Origin of the sequence: Vagococcus allomyrinae (assembly GCF_017829975.1) — a bacterium.
In the GTDB taxonomy this organism is placed as follows: domain Bacteria; phylum Bacillota; class Bacilli; order Lactobacillales; family Vagococcaceae; genus Vagococcus_D; species Vagococcus_D allomyrinae.
Window position 1 is genome coordinate 108,469 of sequence record NZ_JAEEGA010000014.1, and the last position, 25,686, is coordinate 134,154.

23 protein-coding genes are annotated in these 25,686 nt (G+C 40.9%); 14 read left to right on the forward strand and 9 right to left on the reverse strand.

The features are described 5' to 3' along the window. Nucleotide 1 precedes the first annotated feature (1 nt). Both I6N95_RS19200 and I6N95_RS19205 read left to right on the forward strand, forming a co-directional pair. Nucleotides 2-640 (forward strand): helix-turn-helix transcriptional regulator, encoded by a 639-nt coding sequence (locus I6N95_RS19200; RefSeq protein WP_209530957.1) that lies wholly within the window; start codon nt 2-4, stop codon nt 638-640. A gap of 16 nt (nt 641-656) precedes the next feature. Next, the gene (locus tag I6N95_RS19205; RefSeq protein WP_430727551.1) at nt 657-1,463 is read left to right on the forward strand and encodes a pyruvate, water dikinase regulatory protein; all 807 of its coding nucleotides are present in this window, start codon (nt 657-659) and stop codon (nt 1,461-1,463) included. A 172-nt stretch (nt 1,464-1,635) separates the two neighbouring features. Here I6N95_RS19205 and I6N95_RS19210 read toward each other — a convergent pair whose 3' ends face one another. Further along, nucleotides 1,636-2,277, reverse strand: a complete 642-nt coding sequence (locus I6N95_RS19210) for a TetR/AcrR family transcriptional regulator (protein ID WP_209530959.1) — start codon at nt 2,275-2,277, stop codon at nt 1,636-1,638. A gap of 326 nt (nt 2,278-2,603) precedes the next feature. Here I6N95_RS19210 and I6N95_RS19215 point away from each other — a divergent pair, with 326 nt between their 5' ends. Continuing rightward, the gene (locus tag I6N95_RS19215; protein ID WP_209530960.1) at nt 2,604-3,950 is read left to right on the forward strand and encodes an APC family permease; all 1,347 of its coding nucleotides are present in this window, start codon (nt 2,604-2,606) and stop codon (nt 3,948-3,950) included. 55 nt (nt 3,951-4,005) lie between these two features. Here I6N95_RS19215 and I6N95_RS19220 read toward each other — a convergent pair whose 3' ends face one another. From I6N95_RS19220 to I6N95_RS19235, 4 genes are all read right to left on the reverse strand, one after another. Next, nucleotides 4,006-4,683, reverse strand: coding sequence for a MarR family winged helix-turn-helix transcriptional regulator (locus tag I6N95_RS19220; RefSeq protein ID WP_209530961.1), 678 nt, complete (start codon nt 4,681-4,683; stop codon nt 4,006-4,008). Between the two features lie 320 nt (nt 4,684-5,003). Next, nucleotides 5,004-5,627: an MBL fold metallo-hydrolase gene (locus I6N95_RS19225; RefSeq protein ID WP_209530962.1), complete on the reverse strand. Its 624-nt coding sequence runs from the start codon at nt 5,625-5,627 to the stop codon at nt 5,004-5,006. Nucleotides 5,628-5,699: 72 nt separating this feature from the next. Continuing rightward, nucleotides 5,700-6,458, reverse strand: a complete 759-nt coding sequence (locus tag I6N95_RS19230; RefSeq protein ID WP_209530963.1) for a MerR family transcriptional regulator — start codon at nt 6,456-6,458, stop codon at nt 5,700-5,702. Nucleotides 6,459-6,552: 94 nt separating this feature from the next. After that, nucleotides 6,553-7,212: a Type 1 glutamine amidotransferase-like domain-containing protein gene (locus tag I6N95_RS19235; protein ID WP_209530964.1), complete on the reverse strand. Its 660-nt coding sequence runs from the start codon at nt 7,210-7,212 to the stop codon at nt 6,553-6,555. Between the two features lie 192 nt (nt 7,213-7,404). Here I6N95_RS19235 and I6N95_RS19240 point away from each other — a divergent pair, with 192 nt between their 5' ends. The 6 genes from I6N95_RS19240 (at nt 7,405) to I6N95_RS19265 (ending at nt 16,291) form a co-directional block, all read left to right on the forward strand. Further along, a complete protein-coding gene (locus I6N95_RS19240) occupies nt 7,405-8,292 on the forward strand; it encodes a DUF350 domain-containing protein (RefSeq protein WP_209530965.1) in 888 nt (295 codons plus the stop codon). Next, complete coding sequence (locus I6N95_RS19245) at nt 8,292-9,515, forward strand: glutathionylspermidine synthase family protein (RefSeq protein WP_209530966.1); 1,224 nt, start codon at nt 8,292-8,294, stop codon at nt 9,513-9,515. The genes I6N95_RS19240 and I6N95_RS19245 overlap by 1 nt, the downstream gene beginning before the upstream one ends. Continuing rightward, the gene (locus I6N95_RS19250) at nt 9,512-10,258 is read left to right on the forward strand and encodes a hypothetical protein (RefSeq protein ID WP_209530967.1); all 747 of its coding nucleotides are present in this window, start codon (nt 9,512-9,514) and stop codon (nt 10,256-10,258) included. Before I6N95_RS19245 ends, I6N95_RS19250 begins: the two co-directional genes overlap by 4 nt. Nucleotides 10,259-10,409: 151 nt before the next feature. Beyond that, a complete protein-coding gene (locus I6N95_RS19255) occupies nt 10,410-11,009 on the forward strand; it encodes a DUF5052 family protein (RefSeq protein ID WP_209530968.1) in 600 nt (199 codons plus the stop codon). Nucleotides 11,010-11,020: 11 nt separating this feature from the next. Continuing rightward, nucleotides 11,021-11,800, forward strand: coding sequence for a sulfite exporter TauE/SafE family protein (locus tag I6N95_RS19260; RefSeq protein WP_209530969.1), 780 nt, complete (start codon nt 11,021-11,023; stop codon nt 11,798-11,800). Nucleotides 11,801-12,541: 741 nt separating this feature from the next. Continuing rightward, nucleotides 12,542-16,291 (forward strand): MSCRAMM family protein, encoded by a 3,750-nt coding sequence (locus I6N95_RS19265; protein ID WP_209530970.1) that lies wholly within the window; start codon nt 12,542-12,544, stop codon nt 16,289-16,291. A 124-nt stretch (nt 16,292-16,415) separates the two neighbouring features. On the opposite strand, the gene I6N95_RS19270 is transcribed toward I6N95_RS19265, so the two are convergent. Beyond that, a complete protein-coding gene (locus tag I6N95_RS19270) occupies nt 16,416-16,976 on the reverse strand; it encodes an NADPH-dependent FMN reductase (protein ID WP_209530971.1) in 561 nt (186 codons plus the stop codon). 142 nt (nt 16,977-17,118) lie between these two features. Then, a complete protein-coding gene (gene queG, locus I6N95_RS19275; protein ID WP_209530972.1) occupies nt 17,119-18,264 on the reverse strand; it encodes a tRNA epoxyqueuosine(34) reductase QueG in 1,146 nt (381 codons plus the stop codon). 125 nt (nt 18,265-18,389) lie between these two features. Here queG and pbp4 point away from each other — a divergent pair, with 125 nt between their 5' ends. Next, nucleotides 18,390-20,414, forward strand: coding sequence for a penicillin-binding protein PBP4(5) (gene pbp4, locus I6N95_RS19280; RefSeq protein WP_209530973.1), 2,025 nt, complete (start codon nt 18,390-18,392; stop codon nt 20,412-20,414). Nucleotides 20,415-20,511: 97 nt separating this feature from the next. On the opposite strand, the gene I6N95_RS19285 is transcribed toward pbp4, so the two are convergent. After that, nucleotides 20,512-21,981 carry a UDP-N-acetylmuramoyl-L-alanyl-D-glutamate--2,6-diaminopimelate ligase gene (locus I6N95_RS19285; RefSeq protein WP_209530974.1) on the reverse strand — a complete coding sequence of 490 codons (1,470 nt, stop codon included), beginning with the start codon at nt 21,979-21,981 and terminating at the stop codon, nt 20,512-20,514. Between the two features lie 564 nt (nt 21,982-22,545). Continuing rightward, complete coding sequence (locus I6N95_RS19290; protein WP_209530975.1) at nt 22,546-23,193, reverse strand: DUF6198 family protein; 648 nt, start codon at nt 23,191-23,193, stop codon at nt 22,546-22,548. Between the two features lie 80 nt (nt 23,194-23,273). Here I6N95_RS19290 and yeiL point away from each other — a divergent pair, with 80 nt between their 5' ends. From yeiL to I6N95_RS19310, 4 genes are all read left to right on the forward strand, one after another. Continuing rightward, nucleotides 23,274-23,945 carry a transcriptional regulator YeiL gene (yeiL, locus tag I6N95_RS19295; protein ID WP_209530976.1) on the forward strand — a complete coding sequence of 224 codons (672 nt, stop codon included), beginning with the start codon at nt 23,274-23,276 and terminating at the stop codon, nt 23,943-23,945. Between the two features lie 72 nt (nt 23,946-24,017). Continuing rightward, nucleotides 24,018-24,590: a TetR/AcrR family transcriptional regulator gene (locus I6N95_RS19300; RefSeq protein WP_209530977.1), complete on the forward strand. Its 573-nt coding sequence runs from the start codon at nt 24,018-24,020 to the stop codon at nt 24,588-24,590. Between the two features lie 109 nt (nt 24,591-24,699). After that, nucleotides 24,700-25,347, forward strand: a complete 648-nt coding sequence (locus tag I6N95_RS19305; RefSeq protein ID WP_209530978.1) for a TetR/AcrR family transcriptional regulator — start codon at nt 24,700-24,702, stop codon at nt 25,345-25,347. 71 nt (nt 25,348-25,418) lie between these two features. Then, a complete protein-coding gene (locus tag I6N95_RS19310) occupies nt 25,419-25,652 on the forward strand; it encodes a hypothetical protein (RefSeq protein ID WP_209530979.1) in 234 nt (77 codons plus the stop codon). Nucleotides 25,653-25,686: the final 34 nt, after the last annotated feature.

Genomic DNA, 25,686 nt, shown 5'->3' on the forward strand with positions numbered 1-25,686 from the left:
CATGGAGCTATCAGAAAGACAGAAAAAAATTATTAAGATAGTCAAAGGCAATGAACCGATTAGTGGCGATAAAATTGCGGAGCAGCTCGGTTTAACCAAGCCGACCTTGAGAAGTGATTTATCATTACTGACCATGACGGGGATACTGGATGCTCGGCCAAGGGTAGGGTATATCTATTCGGGACAAACGATTGAACCGCTTCTTTATGAAGAATTATTCCACTTGAAAGTTCAAGAAATCATGGTTCCTCCCGTCTTTATTAAACAGGGGACATCCGTTCAAGATGCCATAACGGATCTATTCATGCATAATACGGGAAGTCTGTATGTTATTGATGAGAACGGCGATTTTGTTGGGTTATTATCTCGTAAAGATCTATTGCGTGCCACGGTGAACAATAGCAACATCAGTCAAACACCGGTGGCCATGATCATGACGCGGGTGCCCAATATTATTACCATTACACCAAAGGAACGGATCATTGACGCAGGTTATTTGATTATTCATCAACAAGTTGATTCCTTACCTGTTGTTGAAGCAGAAGGTAGTGCGAAAGTAATTGGCAAAGTATCAAAAAGTAAGTTATTGAGTCACTTTGTAGCAGCTGGTTACGAAGTAGAAAAAAATAAAGAAGAGTAAAAGAGGAATGAAAAAAATGACCAAAGCAAACTTATTTATTGTCTCAGACTCTGTTGGTGAGACTGCCCAGAAAGTTATTTCAGCTGTAATGGCGCAATTTCCAGATATTGATGAAACTGATATTCGGCGGTTTCCCTTTATCAACAATGAAGCCGATTTAACTAGGATTCTAGCTGATGCCTTAAAAGAGCGAGCGGTGGTTGTCGCCACCCTGGTAAGCCGTGATTTAGTCAAAGTTCTTGAAGACTTTTCAGAACGAACGGGCCTTGATTATGTTGACTACATGACCCCATTAACGACGTTGATTCAAGGGAAAACGGGGGTCATTCCTAATGAAGAACCCGGTGCGCTACACAAGCTAAATCAAGAGTATTTTACGCGGGTTGCCGCTATCGAATTTGCTATTAAGTACGATGATGGCAAGGATTCTCGCGGATTCAAACAGTCAGATTTCGTTATTTTAGGCGTGTCTCGGACATCCAAAACGCCTTTAAGCATGTACTTGGCTAACAAGAGTTATAAAGTTTCTAACCTGCCTTTAATTCCAGAAGTTCCTTTGCCAGATGAACTTTTGGAGATTCCTTCGGATAAAATTATCGGTTTAACGGCCGACCCAGAGCGAATTTTAACCATCAGACAGTCTCGCCTAAACGGCTTAGGCCTTAGCGGTGAGTCTAAATATGCTAATATCGAACGGATTAGAGAAGAAGTTCAATATGCGGAAGATGTCTTCAAGAAACTGAACGCTCAAGTGGTGGTGGTCGATGATAAAGCCGTTGAAGAAACGGCGGCAATTATTGAAGGTTTCCGTCGTAGTAATTAACGGATTAAAGGGGTAAAAAGGGAACTAGCTAAAGGGGGAATCTTTAGCTGACATCCAGTCAGTGGCGATTGCTGGTGAAAAAGAAGCAAGACTGTTGACGGAACTGCTCAAAAAAACTGATTAACGATGGCTGCTGTGCCAACGTCAATCAGTTTTTTTGTTTATTCATGGGTCATTTTTTTTGAGCAGTAACGAGTTTTCGTGTTATTTCAGCCATTATCTCATCACTGAGGATATTCAAACCAACTGAGTTGAGAACGTGTTTTGCGGCGTTGATTTTCGGCAAAATGTCGGTTACCTCTGTTGGGAAAAGGGCGTTAGTGAACCAAGTGACCAAGACCAAAATGACGACTTCCGCCATTTGTTTAGGATAGGGCACATGGAGTGAGCCGTCTTGATTGCCGCTAATGATCATTTTTTCGATGTAAGGGACTAGAATTTCATTGTTATTTTTTACATGCATCATAAAAAATTTAGGATTATCCAATAAGGGGAAACTGGCAGAAAAATTAGTTAGGGACTCGTCGTTGGAAATCCCTTCTAAAAGCAACTGTTGCAGTTGTTCTAGTCCAGTCAGATCTTGCTGAATGATGCGCTCAATGTATTTGGGATTAAGGACCAGCCGTTTAACAACTGCCTCAAGAATGTCATCCTTTGAATTGAAATGATGGTAAATGGCGCCGCGTGTCAAGCCGTCTAGTTCATTGACGATATCTTGGATGCTGGTTTTTTCATACCCTTTTTGGATGAACAGATGGCTAGCGGCAGTCAGAATATCGTCAATGGTATCTTCTGAATTATAACGTTGAGTCATAGTTAATCTCCTTATGGTGGTCGCTGTTTGTCCTTAGTATACTATGAATGGGTGAGAAATGTTAAGGACTCACCGTTAATTTAGTGATAAATGATGAGAGAACCTGATGGAAAATATCATAGTGTGCTTATATCTAGTTCCCATTAAATAATCATCCTTTCCCGTTAAACTTTCAGCCAGAAAAAAGCTGAAAGTACCACTCTTGGCGGATGCTTATGCGAATTATCCAATGGAACTATCTGTTTGATTATTTAACAGGATGTATATAGTTTGATAATTGTGCTATAATCAGACGATATTATAATGAGGATAAGGGAAGAAATTAGATGAAAAAAGAGCAACATTACGGACTTATGACAGCTATTACCATGATTGTGGGGATTTGTATTGGGTCGGGGATATTTTTTAAGGCAGATGATATCTTGCGAATGACTGGTGGCAGTGTCTTACTGGGCGTTTTAGTCTTATGTATAGGCGCCTTCAGCATTATTTTTGGTAGCATTAGTTTAACAGAACTATCGATTAGAACAGATAAAAGTGGTGGTTTAGTCGGTTATTTTGAAGCCTTTATCTCTCCCAAAATGGCCAGCGCCTTCGGCTGGTTCCAAACATTTTTATACTTTCCAACGATTAATGTCGTCGTTGCCTGGGCGGCAGGGATTTATACGTTGATTGTTTTAGGATTGCCCAATAGCTTAGAGTGGCAAGTTTTGATTGGGGTGGTTTACTTGTTGCTGATTTACGGCATGAACTTTATCTCATTGAGGTTAGGTGGCTATTTCCAAGTGATTTCAACCTATGTCAAATTGGTTCCTTTAATCGGAATTGCGGTAATTGGTTTCTTTTGGACAAAAGGGCATCCTGAACTACCTGCAGATTTAACGGCTGTTCCTCTGACCAATGTTGGCTGGGGCTGGTTGGCAGCTTTGGCACCAGTGGCATTTTCTTACGATGGTTGGCCGATTTCAACGAGCATTACCAACGAAATTAAAAACCCTAAGCGAACGATGCCGCTAGCCTTAACCATCGGTCCGCTGATTGTTCTAGCGGTTTATGTGACGTATTTCTTAGGTATGAACAAACTGTTGGGCTCAGAGTATATTTTAGCTGCAGGTGATCAGGCGGTCTACGCTGTAGGTGAGTGGTTGCTAGGGCCAAGTGGCGGAACGATTATCACCTTGTTTGTGATCATTTCTGTCTTAGGGGTTACTAATGGGGTTACTCTGGGAAATTTAAGAATGCCTCAAGCCTTAGCCAGTAAAGGCATGATTCCTCAGTCTGAAAAAATTGCTAAAATGGATTTAAAAAAACAATTGTCTTTTGCTTCTTTTAGAGTATCGCTAATCTGTTCTTTATTTTGGATGGTTGTCCACTATTTGACTCAAAAAACTGGTATTTTAGCAGGTGGCGATATTAGTGAAATAGCAATTGTTTTTGGCTATATGTGCTACCCGATTTTATACGTTAAAATCATTCAAATGAAGCGTCAAGGAGAGATAAAAAGCCTTTTTAAAGGACTGATTGCGCCTGTTTTTGGTATTTTGGGTAGTCTGGTCATTGTTGTCGGCGGGATTGTGTCCAATTATACGTATGTCCCTATTTTTATCGTGATTTGTTTTTTATTTTGTTTAGCTGGTTATCGCTATTATGAGAAAAATGTTCAACAGAAATAGAAAAAGCCTCACCTCTTTAGCAGAGCAATTTGCTAAGGAGGTGGGGCTTTTTTGCTTAATCTTCCTCTTTAGGCTGGGGAAAATCAGGTCTTTGAGTGTCAAAATCGGGACCGTCAAATCTTGGGCCACCAAAAGGGAAATGACCATGTCCTTCAAAATCTGGTGGTAGGGGCGCTTCTGGATGAGGTCTGCCACGACGACGACCTTCAAATCCACCCATAGAGCGGGGATCACAATGACCTGGGCCTCCTCGATGGCCACCAAACCCTCGGCGAGCCCCTTTTGGCATTTCTTTCTCCAGTTCAACAATTAGTTTAGTCATGGTTTGTCCAAATTGTTGTTGTTCCAGTTCTGATAAATGATCAAAGATGGATGTTTCAGCTTGAGGTTCTGCTAACTCTTCGGCGGCCTTTTTACCTGCTTCCGTTAAGGTGATGGTCATGATGCGACGATCTTCTTCAGCGGGTTTACGGGTGATAAATCCAGCATTCTCCAATTTTCCTAATAACTCTCCAAGAGATTGAGGCCGCATATCTAGCAAGAAAGACAATTCCTTTTGCGTGATAACGGGTTGTAGTTTTAATAGAGATAAAACGCGACCCTGTCCTCTATGGGGATTATTAGCTGGACCACGCCCTGGGCGATTTTTTTGGAAGTGACGGTGTAATAATGCTTCTAAAGTTATAAAACGCTCGACTAACTCTTCATTTGTAAAAATAGGTTCTTCGGACATTAAAATTCCTCCTTGAATTTGAGATAAAATCTAGCTTGAATGTTAAAGCTAGTTTGTGCTTATCCTTTTACTCGTTTCAAACGCGTTTTGAAATGAGTAGCAGGATAGTGAAAAATAATCAGGTACCTGTCTATATTTTATTGTAAAGGTACCTGATCATTTTGTCAAGCGTCATACTTATTTTGAACCATGAATTTATGTCTGAAATTAAAATGAGTGAAAGGAGGGCGTTTAGTGTTTATGATCATTATTATTACCTAATGAAAAAAGTGTTGCTTAGTTATCTGTAAGCAACACTTTTTCTTTGTATTCTTCTAATTTTAGTTGAAGAAAGGATTGGTGGCGATTTCCTGCCCAATCGTTGTTGGGCCACGATGGCCAGGGTAGGCCGTATAATCAGCTGGCAGTGTAAATAATTGTGTCTGGACACTTTCCAATAGCTGAGCCGTGTTTCCAGTAAACAAATCGGTACGGCCGATGCTACCGGCGAACAAGGCATCACCGGTCACCACAAAGCGGTCGCTGTGGAAGATGAAACTGACGCCCCCAATTGAGTGCCCTGGGGTTGGGACAACTTCAAAGGTCATGCCTCCAAGTGTGTATTGAGTCATCGTGAATTCTTGTTCAGCTGGTGAGACAATAATGGGTTGCCCTCCCATGCCAGATAAATTTAATTGAGGATTTCCTAACCACTCTTGTTCTAAGGGGCTGACATAAACAGGAATCCCATAAGCGCGCCGAATCTCTTCAACTGCTCCAATATGGTCATAATGAGTGTGGGTTAATAAGATGGCGACAGGTTTCTTATTAAGCTCTTGAATATACTTCTTAATCAGTTCAGCATCATTCCCTGGGTCAACCACAAGTAAGTTTTCTTCGTTGTAAATTAAATAGCAGTTTTCGGCTGCGGGCCCTGTTGTCACAAAATACTTAACATTAATCATTGAAACGTCCCTCTCTTTCTCTATCAATCTAGTATAACGAAAAAGAGAGGACTTGACAAAGGAAACTGACTTTTAGGCGTAGTATTGAATGATTGTATTTAAGACTTGGGTGGCACCTTCGCCTGCTTTTGAATCGTAGTAAGCAGTAAACTCAGGGGCCGCCACATACATCTCAGCAAGTCCTTTATGGGTATCTCTTGAATATTTTTTCTTGCTCCATGCTTGAGTGAGCCATTTTTTGTGTAAGTTGAAGATTTCAGCCGCTTTTTCTGAAGGCACCACGAGGGTGCTGTGGTCAGCCAGTAATGTCAGTAGTTGTTGTTCATTGGTTTGCATGGTTTGGTAGTCCTCTGCTGTCATGTTCATCAGGGCTGCATTGGAGGCGTCAATTTGTTCATTTCCATATTTTCCTCGAATTTCAGTCCCGTATTTCGTTTCGTTTTCAGTTACTAATTGTTGTTTGAATGCGTCAAATTTTTGGGTATCGGTCATCTTTATTTCTCCTTTTTGGACAGCAATCGTTGAATCAATCGTCTTGATCAAGGCTGTGAGTCGTTGCTTTTTGATGACGAGAGCCTCACGATGGCTGCTTAATAATGTCAGATAATCTAAATCTGGTTGATTAAGAATGGTGGCAATTTGCTCTAAACTCAAGTCAAGTTCGCGAAAGAAAAGGATTTGCTGCAGTTTGTCGACTTCCTTTTGCCCGTATATGCGGTAACCTGATTGATTTGTGTAGCTAGGTGTTAACAAAGCTATTTGATCATAATAGCGTAAGGTTCGGGTGGTGACACCAGCTAGTGTTGCCAATTTATTAATTGTGTATTCCATATCTGTTTCCTCCATTTATCGTAACTGACATCCTTACTGTAAACTATGACGCAACGTAAAGGTCAAGGGGAATCTCAAAAAAAGTTTGAAAAGATCAGCGTTGAAAAAGCTGGACGCTACCGATGGCCGTCACTTTTTGATCAACAATCAGGCCACCTTGATCTTCAATGGCGTAAAGCAAAGGAATCGTTGTTTCAGTCAAGACACGTTGTATAGAAGCTTGTTGGACTGCTGAGTTTTCAAAATGAACTTCAATGGCAAACTCAGTAATTAAATCTAGTCCTTCTTGGTAACTGAAAGAATCGTAATCAGCGTCTGGGGTGATGTGGTAGTTTTTTAGCTGAATCATGGCACCAGCACTGCTGCCGATTAAGAGTCCTGAAAATTGTTCGAGAGTCTCCTTCAGCGCCAGTTTCTTTAAGCGGTCCATGGTTTTATCAGGGAGCCCACCGGTTAGAAAGATAATATCTGAATTAAGTAGTTGTGACGACAAACTGTCTGGGTCAGCAGTAAAATAATTGATCAGAGAGATGGCTGAATTCGGAATACCAAAAGCCTTGAAAGGTGCGGTTAAGTCGTCGTAATAGTGGCCCTGTTCACCGTAAAATTGTTGCCAGTTATCTGCCGTAATCTGATTGGCAGCAAAAGAGAAGGGAAGAATCGTCACAGTCATATTGGGGGTTATATAGGGAGCAACGTGTTGATAGGCCCAATCTTCGTGAAAATTATACAAGTTAAAAAGTAGTTGTCTCATGATAAAACCTCCTAAATTTAAAAGATATCCTTTGGTTTATGATAACATACTGAACAGGCAAAGATCACCAGTTACAGAGCGGCGAACAGTAGCTCATAAATCAGCAAGAAAAAATGGGACGTGCTGCAGGATTTGTAGTACAATTTGTAAAGAGAGTTTTTTTAACGATTATATAATGTAAAGGAGCGTTAGATGGCTATTGTAAAAAAAGTTGGTTATGTTTTGTTGTTCTGTATTTTCTTTGCTCGATTTGCTTGGGAGATTTTGTATTTTTCGATTGGAGAAGGGGTTGTATTGGGGTTATCTGGTTATTTGAGTGTCGTGTTTATCGTGGGGTGGTATCGGAAAGCTCATCGTGTGACAGTTTTTTTTGAGCAGGCTCAGCTACGACTGTATTTTTATTTACTGCCGTGTATTCCGGTGTTCTTGTACTTTATCACACTTAATACAGTGGCTTCTTGGGATGTTATTGGGGAATTCTTTTATGTTCTGATGTATTTGCTTTTAGGCATTGCTTGGCTATGGGCTAGTTTAAATGGCATGTTGTTATTCTGGTCATTTTCTTATGAGGACGATGTCTTAATGGGGCGCAATAAAGCTGCTATAGTGGCGGTAACTGGTGCGATTATTGGGAGTTCATTAATTTATGCTGGGGCCAATATCGGTGATGGACCTGGCTGGTGGACTGTGGTGATTGCCGGTGGCCTTGGCACGTTAACTTGGCTGCTCTTGGGTGCCCTCATTGACAAACTAACCGCTGTCATCGAGTCGATAACTATGGAACATGATGTTAATAGCGGGCTTCGCTTTGGGGCTTATTTGGTAGGATCTGGCCTGATTTTGGCCGTGGCCTCTTCTGGGGATTGGACGTCGTTACTAGCAACTGTTGGCGAGTTTTTTGTCGGCTGGCCAGTTATTCCTTTAGCCTTGCTGATGATCGTTCTTGAGCGCCGTTTATTTGGAGCGATAGGGGATGAGCCAGAGAAACAGAAGCAACTCTCAGTGATCGTTGCTGTTTGTTATTTATTATATGGGATACTGGTTTGTCTATTGATGCTTCCTACATCAGGAGGACGCTAATGGAAAAACATATCCAGTTGGTAAAAATACCAGCAGAGAACTATTCAGATTACCGTTATGAGGTTATTTTCCAAGCTTACAAGTGGGACCCTCAAGTGGAGGATGATAACACTGTGAGCCAGTACGTTGCCGTTCTTGATGAGACAGCAGTCGCTGAATTGGCCGCTTTGGCAGAGCAATTAGCTGTCGAAACGGTGGCCATGGAAACGGAACTGTTAGACAACCTACATTTTGGACGAGAGCTCGGCTTGCCTCCTGTGATGTGCCGCAGCATGAAAAAAGCGACGAATTATCAAAAGGAAGATCATGTCCGATTAATGCGCTTTGATTTTCATCCCACTGATCAAGGCTGGCAAATTTCAGAGGTTAACAGCGATGTGCCAGGTGGTTTTGCCGAAAGTTCAATTTTACCGGAAATCGCCAGTGAGTATGTTCCCGATGTGCAACCATCAGAAAACTTTGCTAGCCATCTTTTTAAAGCCTTTGAAAAGCGGATCAGTCCCGGGGGCACCATAGGTTTTGTTCATGCTACCTCTTATGCCGATGATCGGCAAGTTATGCAGTTTATGGGGGATTATTTTGAAAAGGCCGGGTATCAGGCTTTGTACTTAGCGCCAGATCATCTAGTGTTTGATGATTATCGAGCGTATAGCCTGTTGGATAATCACAAACAACCATTAGCTGGGATTATTCGTTTTTTTCCTTTAGAGTGGATGACAAGATTGCCTTTTTCAGCAAAATGGCAAGGTTATTACGCAACTCTGACCCCTTCCTGTAATCATCCAGTGGCGATGCTCACTCAACCAAAAAGTTTGCCATTGATTTGGCCCAAACTTCAAAGTGACTGCCAGACATGGCAACAATTATTGCCTGAAACTAAAAAGGTCTATCCCTTAGACTACGATGACCAGCAGTATCTCTATAAACCGGTATTTGGACGAGTCGGGGGCGATATTACAATTAAAGAAGCAACGTCAGAAAAAGAATTTAAGAGTATCAGAAAAGAAGCTTTAAAGCGGAAAAAAGAATGGATCGTCCAGAAACGGTTCAATAGTCAACCAATTCAAACGGAGGACGGTCAATCATTTCATCTATGCATCGGGGTGTTTGTCATCGATGGGGCTTTTGCCGGGTTTTACGGTAGAATTAGTCCTTATGCTCGAATAGATGAAAAAGCACGAGATATTCCAATTTTAATGAAACGAGCTAAGGAGGAGTTATGAGCGAACAATTAGAGTTATATAAAAAATGGGCACCTGACACTGCTCTGTGGACTCAGTGGGCTAAACCCGTTGTCTTTATGAATATCAATATGAATCTTGCCTATGGTTCAGTGGTTTATGAGCGTTCGTTGGGTAACTGGACGGACTATCAAGCTAACAGACTGATCATCGTTGATTTGCCGGGAGCTGAAGGCGTTAAAGAAGGGATCGGTCTAGCTAGAAAAGGTTACCGACCGGTACCGCTATACAATGGTGTCCCTGGCAGTGGCCAAGCGGTAGTGCCTAGTAAACCAATCGTGGATGGCTTAAGAACAGGTGGCGCCGTCCTAGAAACGATCAGCATCAATAATAGTGCCAATCCGGTGTTTTTACTAGATGCGAATCGATTAAAAGGTGCCAAACAAAAGCCAGGTACTTTTGATAATCGCTGGTGTGTCGTTAAACAGGACTTGCCCTCTGCCAATTATTTAAAAAAGCACGGTATTCAGGAAGTGGTTGTGCGAACCAATCAGCTTCAAAAAGATTTAAGGTACCTTCTTTATGAGTATCAGAAGCAAGGCATTTCCATCTACTTATGTGACATAAAAAAGCAAGTCAAGGTGCATACTATTGAAAAACCCCAAGGGTTGGGTTTGTTTTATCGTTTTTTATTATTGCTAGGACTAAGTAGAAATGCAACGGGTGGCTTTGGGATGACGATTCCAGAAGTAAGCTCTGGAGGAGGCGGTTATCGAGCGGGTTAGCCAAAATAAAAACATCTGCCATAACGAGTGAGCCTATGGCAGATGTTTTTTACTGTCCTTGTTGATAATTTTGCTGATAATTGATAAATAGACTAGGAAATGTTAAATTTTAAAGGTAAAATTGAAGATAATAGAAAAGGGGGGCCTAAATATGAGAAGACATAAAAAGAAGATAATCGGGATCTTGTTTGTGGTGGTGATCAGCCTGAGTGGTTGTCAAAACGCTCGTATGTGGTTTAAAGATTTTGAACAATCCTTTAAAGGGCTCAATATGACCATTCGAACCTATGATGATGAGAGTCAGATTATTGATGAAATCACGGGGAAATCTGTTTCAATTGAGCGGGACACTGATTTTGATACGGCTGAAGATAGTGCCGATTCATCCGTATTGCGTGTCAGCGTTGGTGGTAAAGAGTTACACCATGTTGGGTCATCAATGGTTGTAGCAGAAAAGGGCTTAGAAAATGTGTTTGATGATTACGCGACAAAATATGATTTAGCTGACCAAGACCGTTCGATCCCAATTGTGAATAAAATGGTGGATGAATTTAAAAACGCCTTTACTGGCAAGAAAAAAGTCGTACTAATTCGCAGTCAGCGCGGGTATCCATTAGCGACATATGCCGGTGATAAAGTGTCCTTATATCAAACGGATGTGCCCAAGAGCACGGGGATTTTGATTGATGGCAGTTACCTTTTTATTTATCGGTGTGATTATACCATTTACGATTTAGAGTTACTAGAATAGGAGTTGAATCCGTGGGGATCTATTTGATTTACTTTGTTATTATTGTTCTTTCTAATACCATCGGGGCAGTCTCAGGCATGGGAGGTGGGGTGATCATTAAGCCAGTCCTTGACACCTTTGGAATTCATTCTCTGGCGGCTATCACTTTTTATTCAAGCGTAGCAGTTTTTACCATGTCGATTTCTTCCACATATAAACAATTGAAAAATGGCATTAAAGTCAATTGGTCCCAGTCGCTTTTTATTTCAATAGGTTCCGTAATAGGTGGCGTCGCTGGGAATAAATTATTTGTTTTTCTTTTGGATTTTTATGGGAATGAACGGGAAGTTCAATTGATTCAAATTGTCTTAACCGTTGTGTCCTTGGGATTGGTCTTAATTTATACTCTTGGAAGTGGCAAAACGTTGCAGTTAAAACAGCCTGTAGCCTATTTGCTAGTAGGTCTGTTTTTAGGCGGTTTTTCAACGCTTTTAGGAATTGGCGGCGGTCCAATTAATGTTTCATTGCTAGTATTTTGTTTTGGTTTGACCATGAAAGATGCGACGGTCTATTCGATCATTACGATTTTTTTCTCACAACTAGCAAAATTAGTGGAAGTTGGCTTTTCAACGGGCTTCGGAATCTACGATTTAACGATGTTGTTTGCGATTATTCCGGCAGCCTTAATAGGTGGCTATCTAGGTGGTGTACTGAGTGGAAAAATATCAGACAAAGCCGTTTCAAAAATATTTGTTGTGGTAGTGATCGGCGTAATTTTTATTAATATCATAAATGGGATTAAGTTATTTTGATGTTATTTAATTAGCTGTTAAAGGACAATTAGGATTAGGAAAGAAATGAGGAGTTGACGAGTAATTCGTTAATTTTCATTTCTTTTTTTCGTGTTTTTAATACAAAAAGACCTAAATTAATCGTTTAGCTTCGTTTGTAAATAGTGTGTATTTTGCGATTTTTTTATGGGCTTAGTAAATCTGTAAACCAATTGATGTCAAAGGAAATAATTTCGTCGTTAATCACGATATTTAAGGGGTGTTTATTCAGTTATTTGAAAACCTTGAATGCAAATGAAGCGAGTTATGGTACAATATTAAGCATGTGGTTTTTCTACTGTTTTAATAAAATTGTCTTAAAAGGTTTGTCAATGTCATTTTTTAAACTTTTTTTGTTATTTTTTTACATTTTCGCTGATATATTATATTTAAAGAAACTTAATAATGTTATTATTAAGTTTAACTGGTAATTATGTTGCGAAAAAGACTGTTTTGATGGAAGGTGAATCTGATGTGATACGGAAAATGATGAGGTAAAATTATATAATGATGTTATTAGGAAAGTACCATTAAACTTAATATATTTTTTCTGAAAATTCTGTCTATTCGTCAGGTTAATTCTCTATAATTGATCAAATTGAGCCATTGATATCAGTTTTTGAGCGATGGAGAAGGTGTGAGTTCTTTTTCAATAAAGGGGCCAATGGTCGCTTGACTAGACTTGATTTTTCTTATTCATTTTTATATAAAAGGAGAGATAGTATGTGGAAATTGACAAAATCTAACATGAGAATAGTTTCTTTATTACTTGTTATCATGATGTTTGTTAATATTTTACCATCAGCAGCTATTGCTGATATTGTGGCGAATGACAATAGTGAGAAAGTTAGTGAAACGGAGACGAGTTTGACCGAGATAACTGAACAAGAAACAGATCAGCTATTGAGCAGTGAAGAACTGGAGAAGGAAGAAGAGAGCTTGCCAAAGATATCTTCCGCGGTTTCATCAACGATTGAAAGCGGTGCTCCTCCTGTGAAGGAGAGTCAAAGGATCGCAGGTGAACCAACAAATCGCAGTGAATTAGTGGATATTACCGGCGTTAATATGTTGGTCGATATTGCGGGTACTTGGATTTATATTATTAAGAATAATGAGTTACAACCCAATATCCCTTCATTTAGTAAAGGGATGAGAATTAAGTTTGAATATTGTTGGGATATTTCCAGTGATAGTTTAAATTTATTTCAGCCTGGCGACTATTTTGAAGTGGCTTTACCCAGTACTTATTTTCAATTTCACGATACACCCAGCAATTATGAATTAACTGATCAGAACGGAGCAGTTATTGGGACCTTTACCGTTAGAGATGGTAGCATTGTCTCGACTTTAAATGAGCTAGGAACGTCAAAAAATGAAATTAAAAACGGTTTTTTATCGGGGATTGGCTATACGGTTCTGGAAGGTGATGAAATCAGCCTGACAACAGGTGGGATTATGTTACCTCCTATAACCATTAATCCAGGTGGTTCTTCTGGGAGTGGAGAAATCGATGATTTTGGTGATTTATTCAAATCCGGCGCCAAGTTTGAAGAGAGAGGGGATCTTGAGTGGCGCATTTTCGTTAATTACGACAATTTCCGAAAACAGTTTAATGGTGAGAGTGTCGTTCCCTTTAATAACGTAGTTTTAACAGATGAAATTGAGCAAGGTTTAGTTGTTAAAGATAATGACATTCGGATTGAATCTTCGATTTATATTGCGAACGAAGAAGGAAGAATGACTAATCTATCATTGGAATGGTATTCGTTTAAAGAGCTGTTTGACTTGATTCCTTATGTTGAGGGAATGAGTGAAAGTGATTTTGAAACTGCCGTAAAAAGCTCAACAAAACCAGCTTACGGTGTTTATGCTCACAGGAAAGTGATGATAAATTTCGGAAACCTTCCTGGGTCAAATATAAAATATCCTGGAGCGGCAACAGCCAATAACAGTCAGTGGATTAAAGATAAGTTGCAGGAAATGGTTGAGAGTGCCAAAATCAGTCAAATACAGGCTGATGAAACTTATAAAAAATATGAGAATGATCCTGAAATTATCGGTTGGGTGGTCACGATACCAACCACAGTAGTTGGTGGGTCAGACACATATAGCAATACGGCAACCTTAACTTATAACAATAGTGAGCAAGCCAGTTCAGCGACTACAATAGAATTTAATGATATTAATGGTGGAGCAGAAACCAATGAGCCCGGCAGTGTTGTCATAAAAAAGATGGATGACAAAAGCACTCCTTTAACGGGTGTCTCATTTAAATTGCAAAAATTAAACACAGTCACAAATGACTATGTTGACTATGTTCCGCAAGATAATCTAGGAGGGATTGAGCGAGTCACAGATGGCGATGGAACTGTCACATATAAACGTTTGAGCTATGGCGATTATCAGATTGTTGAAACCAAAGGCTTGGACGGTTACGGCGAGCCAATATACAGTCCAAGCGAACGCTTTAGTATGACCGCACAAAATAATGCTGGTATTGAAATCAGTGTTGTGAATGAGTTACTAAAAGGTCAAGTTGAACTGGTTAAAACGGATGAGAAAACGAATGAACTGCTATCCGGTGCGATCTTTGAACTACAAGATGAACAAGGGACGCCGATTAGTGGACCTTATGAAACAGGAATCGATGGCTTGTTGGAGATTACTGATTTGACTCCCGGCAAGTATCAATTAGTGGAAACGCAAGCACCGACCGGGTATCAGTTGGATGCCACGCCTGTGAAGTTTGAAATCCTAAAAGGGCAGACGGAAGTCTTAAAAGTTAGTAAGACCAATCGACTGATCTTAGGGGCAGTCCAGCTAGAGAAAGTGGATCAGGTAACTGGCGAAGGATTATCCGGTGCGATCTTTGAACTGCAAGATGAACAAGGGACGCTGATTAGTGGGCCTTATGAAACAGGAATCGATGGCTTGTTGGAGCTTGCTGATTTGACTCCCGGCAACTATCAATTAGTGGAAACTCAAGCACCGGCCGGGTATCAGTTGGACGCCACGCCTGTGAAGTTTGAAATCCTAAAAGGGCAGACGGAAGTCTTAAAAGTTAGTAAGACCAATCGACTGATCTTAGGGGCAGTCCAGCTAGAGAAAGTGGATCAGGTAACTGGCGAAGGATTATCCGGTGCGATCTTTGAACTACAAGATGAACAAGGGGCGCTGATTAGTGGGCCTTATGAAACAGGTGCTACTGGCTTGTTGGAGATTGTTGATTTGACTCCCGGCAAGTATCAATTAGTGGAAACTCAAGCACCGACCGGGTATCAGTTGGACGCCACGCCTGTGAAGTTTGAAATTCTAAAAGGGCAGACGGAAGTCTTAAAAGTTAGTAAAACCAATCGACTGATCTTAGGGGCAGTCCAGCTAGAGAAAGTGGATCAGGTAACTGGCGAAGGATTATCCGGTGCGATCTTTGAACTGCAAGATGAACAAGGGACGCTGATTAGTGGGCCTTATGAAACAGGAATCGATGGCTTGTTGGAGCTTGCTGATTTGACTCCCGGCAAGTATCAATTAGTGGAAACTCAAGCACCGACCGGGTATCAGTTGGACGCCACGCCTGTGAAGTTTGAAATCCTAAAAGGACAGACGGAGGTCCTAAAAGTTAGTAAGACCAATCGACTGATCTTAGGGGCAGTCCAGCTAGAGAAAGTGGATCAGGTAACTGGCGAAGGATTATCCGGTGCGATCTTTGAACTACAAGATGAACAAGGGACGCTGATTAGTGGACCTTATGAAACAGGAATCGATGGCTTGTTAGAGATTGCTGATCTGACTCCCGGCAAGTATCAATTAGTGGAAACTCAAGCACCGACCGGGTATCAGTTGGACGCCACACCTGTGAAGTTTGAAATTCTAAAAGGGCAGACGGAAGTCTTAAAAGTTAGTAAGACCAATCGACTGATCTTAGGGGCAGTCCAGCTAGAGAAAGTGGATCAGGCAACTGGAGAAGGATTATCCGGTGCGATCTTTGAACTACAAGATGAACAAGGGGCGCTGATTAGTGGGACTTATGAAACAGGAATCGATGGCTTGTTGGAGATTGCTGATTTGACTCCCGGCAAGTATCAATTAGTGGAAACTCAAGCACCGACCGGGTATCAGTTGGACGCCACGCCTGTGAAGTTTGAAATCCTAAAAGGGCAGACGGAAGTCTTAAAAGTTAGTAAAACCAATCAAAAAACGGCAACGGATATTTTATCAGATGATCCGGAAGTAATAGAATTGCCAGCGGATCCGGAAGAAGAACTTCCCAATAAGGATACTAACATCGTGGAGAAGCCAACTAATAAACTTCCAGAAACAAGTAGTAAGTTGCCAACAAAGACGACAAAAAATTCTCAAACGGTTCTACCTAAAACAGGAGGTGCCTACGAGAGTTATCGATTGTACATAGGAATGGCGCTAATTTTAGTGACACTTGTTCGATTTAAAAGACGTCACCAACGAGAAAGATAATAAGAAAAGCTGGACGAAGCGTAGGGGAGTACGATAGAGAGAAAGTTTTTTTACTTTCCTATAAAGTCAAAAAGAAGCCAATAGTCCTTTACTGGTTAAAGGCTATTGGCTTCTTTGGTAGGGTTTATTTTGCTAATTGCTCTATTAAGGCTACGAAAGCATCGACAATTGATTGAAAGAAGTCGATGGTTCCTTGATTGGTGACGGAGCCGTCTTCGGCCAATAAGGTGTGAACATTGGCAATATAAGCTTCAGGTTGTTGCAATGTTTGGACATCTAAAAAGACCAGACTTTGACGAAGGTGATGATTGGCACCAAAAGCGCTAAGGTTACCCGGTGATACACTGACAACAGCTCCAGCTTTTTTCGCCCATAAATTGTGACCGTAAGGACGAGAGCCAACATCTAGAGCATTTTTTAGTACTGCAGGAACTGAGCGATTATACTCAGGGGTAATAAACAGGAAGGCATCTTGCTCGCTAAGTGTTTGACGAAATTCAGCATAAGAAGCGGGTGCTCGGTTTTCATCATCAAAATCTTGATTGTATATTTCTAGCTTACTAATATCGATAAGTTCGACATCATAGCCTGCTGGAAATAGACCTGCTAATACTTTTGCAATCTTTTTTGAAAATGACTCTGTTCTTAAACTTCCGACTAAGACACCAATTTTTTTGTTTGACATAAAAAACGTCCTTTCACTGACTTTATTTTACTTACCATTAATTAGTAAGTGATAAGCTAAGTGTATAACTGATTGTCAAATAAGGCAAGAGATATGTATTAAAGGAGCATTTGAGTGTCTATTTGATTATTAAGTTAGTGACTTATTTGAGCTGATTAAGGGCATAGTCGATTTCTTTTAGAATCTCTTGATCGGACTCTTTTTCTTGAAGCTCGCTTAAGAAGTCGACAATTGCCAGATTGTCAGGGGAAGCCAATTCGCCTAAGGCCCAAACAGCTGTTCCGCGAATGACAGGTCGTGGATCCGTTTCGATAACAGCTAGTAAATTGGGGATGGCGGTTTTTACTTTAGCGTTAGCTAAAGCGATGATGGCGTTTCGTTGTAGCGGTTTTTTCCCTCGCCAAGAACCTGCTAATGAGCCAAAGGTCTCTTTGAATTCTCGGTTAGAGATCGTTAGCATCGGTGTCAACAGTGGGGTGACAATTTCCGGATCAGGTTCCATTTCTTCATGAAAGTGAAAATCTTTTCCTTTATTGAAGGGACAAACTTGTTGACAGATATCGCACCCGTAAATGACCGTTCGAATCTTAGAGCGGTATTCTAAGGGCATGAAGCCTTTGGTTTGTGTTTGGTAAGACAGGCATTTTTGACCATTCATTCGACCGTCACCTAAAAGGGCTTCAGTCGGACAAAGATCGATACATTTGGTGCAACTGCCACATTGGTTGGCGATGGGAGTATCCGGTTCAAAAGGAATATTTGTGATTATCTCACCCAAATAGACATAAGAGCCAAACTCTTTGGTTATCAGTAGCCCGTTTTTTCCGATAAACCCCAATCCTGCTCGTTGAGCCACTACAACATCAATCAGTTCACCAGTGTCAACCATTGGTTTAAAGTGAAGCTCAGGCTCATCACCAGCGATTTCTTGAATATAATCGATTAATTTTTGAAGTCGCTCTTTCAGAACATCGTGATAATCAATTCCCCATGATGCTCGGGCGAAGCTGCCGCGACGGTCGCCTTTTACTGAAGGAGCTTTGGTTTTTATTTTAGTTGGATAGGCCAGTGCAATTGAAATAATTGATTGTGGTTGGTCAAAGATTCGTTCAGGATAAAGGCGGTCATCGATATCTGGATGTTCAAATCCAGTTGTATGGCCAGCTGCTTTTTGTGCTTCCAGACTTTCTTTTAAATGATTGAAAGGGGCTGCGTCAGTAAACCCGATTTTATCTATACCGATACTTTGGCTAGCAGCGATAATTTTTTCTTTTAATTCCTGATACATAAAGGTTCATCCTTTCAGTCGTAAAAGGCAGGAGTTATTAAATTAATGATAATTAGGTTTCCCTTTGCCTTTAGTTATTATATGATATCAGTAGAGAAAAATAAACTATTTGGGGTGAAGGTAAGATGGCTTTGACTAGAGATCGGAAGCAAAAGACTACTAACTGGCTAGGATTAGGGATTGGAGCAGTGGTGGTTTTAGCTATTGCCGGTAGTGGTATTTATTTTGCATTAAACAGAGAACCGTATAAAGCGGTCAAGGAAGCGTATCTTGCGTCTTTAGAGAAGCAAGATTATCAAAAAATGACCCAACAATTATCCACAGCCTCTATTAAAAATAGCGGCTATCAAAAGCAGGAAATCACGGATAAATACGATGCTATCTTTAATGGGTTGAGCATTACGAACATTGAAGCCAAAGAAGTGAAAGTTGTCAAAGGGGAAGCTAAAGGAACCTTTTCACTGACGTATAAATTGACCATGCAAACACCTTTAGGTGAATTGGATCAAAACTATCAGACGGACATTATCAAAGAAGCTAAAGATTATAAAATTGATTGGTCGCCTAGTTTGATTTTTGAAGGGATGAGCGGAAAAGATATTGTGTTATTAGAGATGGAACCTCCAGCTCGCGGAAAGATTCAAGATCGCAATGGTGCCGAATTAGCGACGAATCAGACGGCTAATCAAGTAGGCCTTATTCCTGGGCAACTTGGAACTGCTGAAGAAAAAGCAGCGACTATCAAGAAAATAAGCACGGCCTTGGATGTTACGGAAGCCTTTATTACGGAACAGCTAAGTGCTAGTTGGGTGCAAGATGACCATTTTGTTCCGATAAAAACGCTGATTGATGAGACCCCTGATCTTGAAGGGATCGGAGGCGTGACCTTCGGGCAAACAACGATTCGTTATTATCCCTTAAAAGAAGCGGCGGCTCAGTTGGTCGGTTATACGGGGCAGGTGACGGCTGAAGATATTGAAAAAAATCCAACGTTGAAAGCAAATTCGCTTATTGGGAAAACGGGTTTGGAAGCCGCCTTTGACAAAGAATTGCGAGGAGTCGAAGGGGGTGTGCTGAAAATTGCTGATGAAAATCGGACTGAAAAAGCTATTTTGATCAAGCAGGACACCAAAGCAGGGGAAGATATTGTGACAACTCTTGATGGAGCTGTTCAGGCGAAAGCTTACGAAGAAATTGCTGGGGTTAAAGGGGCAACAGTCGTCATGAATCCGCTGGAAGGTGATGTGATGGCTTTAGTGAGCAGCCCCTCTTTTAATCCCAATAAGATGGCCAACGGAATTTCTAAAAAAGACTATGATAGCTATGCGACTAATGCTAATCAGCCCTTTTTAGCACGTTATGCGACAGGTTATGCACCAGGATCAACCTTTAAGACCATTACAGCGGCAATTGGAATGGATGCAGGCATCACAACGCCAGATAAGACAAAAGAAATTCAAGGAGAAAAGTGGCAGAAAGATGATTCTTGGGGTGGTTATTGGGTAACACGGGTGTCTAACGTCCCTCAGGTTAACATGGTAGATGCCTTAATCTATTCGGATAATATTTATTTTGCACAAGAAGGATTGGAAATGGGAGAGCAAGTCTTTAGAGCTGGTTTAACTAAATTTCAGTTTGATCATCAATTTGACCTACCGATAGAAGTGGCGACGGGACAGATATCCAATGAACAGAAGTTTGGCAGTGATATTTTATTAGCGGATACTGCTTATGGACAAGGCGAGTTGCTGATAAGTCCTTTACAACAGGCGACAATGTACAGTGTTTTTGCTAATCAGGGAACGATGACCTTTCCGAAATTACTAAAAGACAAAGAAAAAGAACAAGTTCCCAATGTTGTCACAGCGGATTCTGCTACTAAAGTTAAAGAGGCGATGTTAAAAGTAGTTTCCGATGCTAATGGAACTGCCCATGCTTTAATGAGTGACAGTTATCAACTGGCAGCTAAAACGGGAACAGCTGAAATAAAAGAAAAGCAAGATACTAAGGGCTTGGAGAATAGCTTTCTATTAGCTTTTGATGGGGAAACCAATCAAACGCTGGTTGTTTCTTTAGTAGAGAGTGCCGAAGCTGGTCAGTCCGCCACTCTTTTAAATCAAGAGTTGATTCAAACCTTGATGACCAAGTAGCAGGATGTTTTTAAGTAAGTATTGGGAGTTAAAGTCGTTTGTAGTGAACCCTTCTGGGGAATCACGACGTAATTAGCTGAGACAAAAACACTTTCCGTTAATTGGAAAGTGTTTTTGTTTGTGTAATTGCTTGAATAACCTCACGATCGGTCACCATCAGATTTAACGTTTGATGGTAAAAACTTTTAGGACCCATCCCGGCTACTAAGACGATGTCTCCCGGTTGTGTTAGTGAGAAGGCATCTTCTATTGCCTTCTCACGGTTCTCTTGCAGGCTGTAATTGGTTGCCTTTAGGCCGTCTATCATGTGACGGATAATTTGTTGTGGCTCTTCTTTACGCGGATTGTTGGTTGTAAAAAAGACATGATCTGCGTGATCGACAGCGATCTGGGCCATGATTGGTCGTTTACTAATATCACGATTACCTGAGCACCCCATGACGCAAAAAAGATTATGTTGAGTTAAATTGCGTGCAGTTTGAAGGACAGTCAATAAACCATCAGGTGTGTGGGCAAAATCGACAATCCCCGTAATACCGTTTTTAGTTGCGGCAATTTCGAACCGACCGGGAACGCCATTAATGGTTGTGAGAGCTTGGATGATCTGTTCTGGAGCGATGCCAATAGCGTAAGCAGCGCCAAACGCTGCTAGGGCATTGTAGACATTAAAATCACCAATTAATGGCGTATTTACCAGATAGTGTTTATCAAAAAGTGAAATGGTATAGCTTGTTCCGGTTGCGCTAGTTGAAATCTCAAGAGCTTGTAAATCGCCCTTTCCTTGACATCCATAAGTTAAGATATCAGTCGGCGTCATTGCGATTAAGTCGGAACTGACGGGATCATCAATATTAATAACGGCCATTTTAGGGGTGGAACCAAAGCGATTACCCAAGCGAGAAAATAAGCGGGTTTTAGAACGATAATAATCTTCCATGTCAGTGTGAAAATCGAGATGATCTTGACTGAAATTTGAAAAAACTGCTACCTGAAAGTCAATTCCTAGGACCCGGTCTTGTTTTAACCCATGGGAGGAAACTTCCATGACACAATCGGTCACCCCGGCTGCTGCCATTTGCCACAATAAGTGTTGCAATTCAACGGTATGGGGGGTTGTGTTGGGGGCCGGTAAAAACTGCTGGTCAATTCGATTGTAGAGAGTGCCGATCAATCCATTGTGATAACCAGCATAGGTTAAAATGTGATCGATAAGGATGGTGATCGTCGTCTTGCCATTAGTCCCTGTAACGCCGATAAACCGCATCTCGCGACTGGGATGGCCATAGTATTCACTGGCTATTTGAGCGAGTGCTCGTTCGGTATTAGTTACCAAAATAAAAGGACCAGGGCGTTGAGGAAGACGATCGACGACAATCGCCGTTGCGCCTTGTCTAAGGGCTTTTTGAATAAACTCATGGCCATCGTAATAACTGTTGGCAATACAAATAAACAGACTGCCAGTTGTGACCTCTTCAATGTATTGGGTGATCGAAGTGATGGTCACGGTCTTCAGCAATGAGATATCATTTTTTACCAAGCAGTTGGCAAGTAGTTGTTGTAGTTTCATTGTAGAGACTCCTTCCGAATAAGTGATGAGAGACGTGAGAAGTTGACAAAGAAAAGTAACAAAAGTGACTGAGGTGATAACGACATTTGAGAATCAGACAGGGGTGAAGGGATGGTCGACGGTGCGATTTGACAATATCTATGCCTATGATAGCACACTATTTTTGATTGGAAAAGTAGCTGTTAAGCAAAAAAAGCAGCTGTAAAAACCGCTGCTCGTCATTTCTGGATTGATTATTGACATGAACTGTTTTTAGTGTCTAAATACTTGTGCAATCGCCTTTGCTGACGTGACCATCAATTAAAACTGGGACTGATGATGAAGGACGGTGAGAGGATTCCCATTGAAGAGTGGTTGAGCTCAGTTCCCCCAGCAATTTTTTAGCGATGGCCTTTCAGTTTAAGGTAAGTCTTAATGTTTTCCGGAGCTGTGCCACGATTGATCAATTGAAAAGTGACATTTTGTGACGCTATAGTCATCTCTGATACTTGCCATTGGGGTGGTTGAGTTAGTGTCGACCGTATACTCAGATAAGCAAGAGGCAATAATCTAAATGTCAGAACTTTATGAAGAGGGCAAGACATCGTTTCGTTTTTGCCAGAAAAGTTCGTACATTTTTTTCGTTAAACTAATGGTAAAGGAAAGCAATAGCAAGCTGATAAGCGTGCCTTCTCGGACAAAAAGCTGGCTGCTAAATAGCGAAAAGCTCAATGAGAGGGCGACTGAGAGGATGTCCACACCATAGCGTAAACTGGCGAAGGGTTTTTGCCATTTTTCTGCTAAAAATTGACAGACACTTTCAATGGGAAAGGCTAATACGCCTAAGTTGAGCACCATTCCTGTGCCGAAGCCCCCAATCAGTGTGCCTAATACAAACAGACTTAGGCGGCTTGTGTAAGCCGTCAGGACGACTTGCCCAAAGATGTTGTAAACAAAAAAATTGATCACGTAGCCGAGAGCTAAAACTGATACAGCTTGAATCAAATAGCTTGAGAGTCGTTTTCCCTTGGTTAAAAGAATGTAGACCGCTAGGAACAGACTGTTAACCATCGTTGTCATCGTCCCTATTTTTATGGTTGTTATTGCAGCTAGGCTTAAATTAAGGGCGTTAAAGCTACTGACTCCAATGTTTGCTATTATGCTTAAACTAATGCCCAAACCAGTTAAAGTGTAAAAAAGTAAAGAGAGAATCAATAAAGCTATTTTTTTCATGATGCACCTTGCCTTTCAGTTGTAATTTAGCATGTAATTGGCGATAATAATAGGAGATATCTCATACTTTGGAGGAAATGATGAAAAAAATGGCATTAGATGAGGCGCTTATTTCCAATGGAATCGGGGCCTCGGTTCAACAAATGATGAGCAGGCCTCTCAGCGAGATTGCCCAGCTTGAATTGTATCAACGAGGAGAGAAAATTGTTCGCTATGATCAGGGGACCGATAAGCTTTTCATTTTATTAGAGGGCAAGGCTAAAATTTATATGATTCACGAAGATGGCAAACAGTCAATTATTCATTTTATGCACCCTGGAGAGTTGATCGGTGAGTTGACATTATTGGGAGTGGAAGAGCAGACAAAAGATGTGGTTGCTCAGACGACGTGCCTTTGTTTAGCCATTCCCATGGAAGAACACCAAGGGGAGCTCTTGAGGGATGTCCTATTTTTGCAACAGTTGTCTGTTTACCTAGCAGAGAAATTATTAAGTCGCACGAACCGTTTCAGTGAAGGCTTAAATTATCCGTTGATAAATCGTTTGGCCGCCTTTATTTTGTATACAGAAAGTGCTGGCTATTACCGCGAAAAACACACGGAAGTTGCAGAATACTTAAGTGTCAGTTATCGGCATTTATTGCATACCTTTCAACAGTTGCGGAGTGAAGGGGTGATAACAAAAGAAGGGCTGGGCTATCGCTTAAATGATAGACAAAAATTGGCAAAATTAGCAAAAGATATCCCAGCCTAGTTGAAATTGCTTTCAAGAATGGTACACTATAATTAAACAACTATTAAACACGTTTTGAGGGAGGAAAGTCAGATGGGAGAGCGAGATACACAAGAGCGCTTGTTGGTAGCTACGGTTGGGTTGCTATCAGAGGCCAGCCGACCAGAGAAAATTACGGCTCGACAAATCGCTAAGGAAGCAGGCGCAAATTTAGCGATGATTAATTACTTTTTTAAGAGCAAAGACGAGTTAATTAATTTGGCCATTGGCCAAATTATGCAAGAAGAAACCGATAAATTTATCAGTGTTATCAAAGACGATGCCGAACCGAAGGAACAGCTCTTTCAAGTCTTAAGTTTCTTTTGTGAGACGGCCATTAAGTATCAGCGTTTTCTAAAGCTGACCATCCCCTATGGACTGCTGACCAAAGAGTTTAAAGTAGAATCAGCTTATTTAGAAATCATTGAAGAATTTTATGAAAATCGAATTCCGACGGCCTATTGTCGGATGATTGCCTTGCAGATTATGTCTTTTACTGAATTATTATTGTTACGAGCGGATGCATTTAAAGATTATAGTGGGATTGATATTTTAAATGTCCGTCAGCGTCAACAATATCTGCGCTTTCAAATTGAGTTGTTTTTGCAACCTAAAAATGATGATTAAGACAGGAGTTGTAAACATGTGTTGTTGTTTACAACTTCTTTGGTTTGACTTTTAATGAGTTAGTCAGTATGATACATACTAAAGGTATCTATAGTGGAGGTAGGGAATAATGGCTCGGAATAAGTATCCGGAAGAAACTGAAAAAAAGATTCTGGATGTGGCAGAAACGCTTTTTTTAGGCAATGGTTATGATCAGACGACGATTCAAGATATTATTGATCGCCTTGGAGGATTGACCAAAGGGGTGATTTACCATCACTTTAAATCTAAAAAGGATATATTTGATAAAGTCTTAGAGCGAAAATATGGCAATGAAGTGACGTTGCAATTAGATCGTTTGACAGGCTTGACTGGGTTTCAAAAGATTAAAGAGCTGTCTTTAATGACCATGCGGGCAACGGATCATCAAATGTTAGCCTATTCGGCGCGGACTCTTTTAACTAATCCACAAATCGTCGGCGATCAGTATAAGACAGCCTATGAAACAGCAATTCCTCTGATGAAAAGCTTTATCGATGAAGGGGTGAAGGATGGCTCGATTGAGACGGATTACCCTCAGGAAGTGGCGGAGTTGATTGTTTTGTCAACGAATATTTGGTTAGCGCCTTTGATTTATGAATTAAGTCAAGCAGAAGTTCTTCATAAATTGTATTTTTTCCAGATGATGTACGAAGGGGTTAACTTTCCTTTGATTGATCAAGAATATATTGACACTTGTCTCATGATGCATGAGGTCATCATGAAAAAAATGAACTAAATGCCTTCGTGCATTTTTTTTACAGATATACATACCTGTGGTATGTATATCTGTAAAGGAGGTGAACAGAGATGATTGATGAACTAAATAATAAAATTAACAAACTCAATAAGAAAATGGGGGTTGAGGTAAAATTGCCTGAAACGTCCAAATCAAAGCTAACAAGGTATAGTCTGATTAATTTAGTCGCCGGCGCTAGCTTGCTGGCTTTGGGAGTGATAACGGAGACGAAAGGTACATTGGTTTTAGGTGGCATGGCGATTGCCAGTAGTATCTTGATGAAGTCTGAAGCCAAAAGGAAATAATGGGTTTAAGGGCTGGAACGTGATGAGAAAGGGG

What these genes read in the sequence shown, in the direction of transcription:
- I6N95_RS19240 (WP_209530965.1), top strand. Translation starts at nt 7,405, where the DNA reads ATGGCTATTGTAAAAAAAGTTGGTTATGTTTTGTTGTTCTGTATTTTC.
- queG (WP_209530972.1), bottom strand. Translation starts at nt 18,264, where the DNA reads ATGTATCAGGAATTAAAAGAAAAAATTATCGCTGCTAGCCAAAGTATC.
- I6N95_RS19255 (WP_209530968.1), top strand. Translation starts at nt 10,410, where the DNA reads ATGAGAAGACATAAAAAGAAGATAATCGGGATCTTGTTTGTGGTGGTG.
- I6N95_RS19235 (WP_209530964.1), bottom strand. Translation starts at nt 7,212, where the DNA reads ATGAGACAACTACTTTTTAACTTGTATAATTTTCACGAAGATTGGGCC.
- I6N95_RS19250 (WP_209530967.1), top strand. Translation starts at nt 9,512, where the DNA reads ATGAGCGAACAATTAGAGTTATATAAAAAATGGGCACCTGACACTGCT.
- I6N95_RS19230 (WP_209530963.1), bottom strand. Translation starts at nt 6,458, where the DNA reads ATGGAATACACAATTAATAAATTGGCAACACTAGCTGGTGTCACCACC.
- I6N95_RS19310 (WP_209530979.1), top strand. Translation starts at nt 25,419, where the DNA reads ATGATTGATGAACTAAATAATAAAATTAACAAACTCAATAAGAAAATG.
- I6N95_RS19200 (WP_209530957.1), top strand. Translation starts at nt 2, where the DNA reads ATGGAGCTATCAGAAAGACAGAAAAAAATTATTAAGATAGTCAAAGGC.
- I6N95_RS19270 (WP_209530971.1), bottom strand. Translation starts at nt 16,976, where the DNA reads ATGTCAAACAAAAAAATTGGTGTCTTAGTCGGAAGTTTAAGAACAGAG.
- I6N95_RS19265 (WP_209530970.1), top strand. Translation starts at nt 12,542, where the DNA reads ATGTGGAAATTGACAAAATCTAACATGAGAATAGTTTCTTTATTACTT.
- I6N95_RS19215 (WP_209530960.1), top strand. Translation starts at nt 2,604, where the DNA reads ATGAAAAAAGAGCAACATTACGGACTTATGACAGCTATTACCATGATT.
- I6N95_RS19210 (WP_209530959.1), bottom strand. Translation starts at nt 2,277, where the DNA reads ATGACTCAACGTTATAATTCAGAAGATACCATTGACGATATTCTGACT.
- I6N95_RS19205 (WP_430727551.1), top strand. Translation starts at nt 657, where the DNA reads ATGACCAAAGCAAACTTATTTATTGTCTCAGACTCTGTTGGTGAGACT.
- yeiL (WP_209530976.1), top strand. Translation starts at nt 23,274, where the DNA reads ATGAAAAAAATGGCATTAGATGAGGCGCTTATTTCCAATGGAATCGGG.
- I6N95_RS19300 (WP_209530977.1), top strand. Translation starts at nt 24,018, where the DNA reads ATGGGAGAGCGAGATACACAAGAGCGCTTGTTGGTAGCTACGGTTGGG.
- pbp4 (WP_209530973.1), top strand. Translation starts at nt 18,390, where the DNA reads ATGGCTTTGACTAGAGATCGGAAGCAAAAGACTACTAACTGGCTAGGA.
- I6N95_RS19225 (WP_209530962.1), bottom strand. Translation starts at nt 5,627, where the DNA reads ATGATTAATGTTAAGTATTTTGTGACAACAGGGCCCGCAGCCGAAAAC.
- I6N95_RS19245 (WP_209530966.1), top strand. Translation starts at nt 8,292, where the DNA reads ATGGAAAAACATATCCAGTTGGTAAAAATACCAGCAGAGAACTATTCA.
- I6N95_RS19220 (WP_209530961.1), bottom strand. Translation starts at nt 4,683, where the DNA reads ATGTCCGAAGAACCTATTTTTACAAATGAAGAGTTAGTCGAGCGTTTT.
- I6N95_RS19290 (WP_209530975.1), bottom strand. Translation starts at nt 23,193, where the DNA reads ATGAAAAAAATAGCTTTATTGATTCTCTCTTTACTTTTTTACACTTTA.
- I6N95_RS19305 (WP_209530978.1), top strand. Translation starts at nt 24,700, where the DNA reads ATGGCTCGGAATAAGTATCCGGAAGAAACTGAAAAAAAGATTCTGGAT.
- I6N95_RS19285 (WP_209530974.1), bottom strand. Translation starts at nt 21,981, where the DNA reads ATGAAACTACAACAACTACTTGCCAACTGCTTGGTAAAAAATGATATC.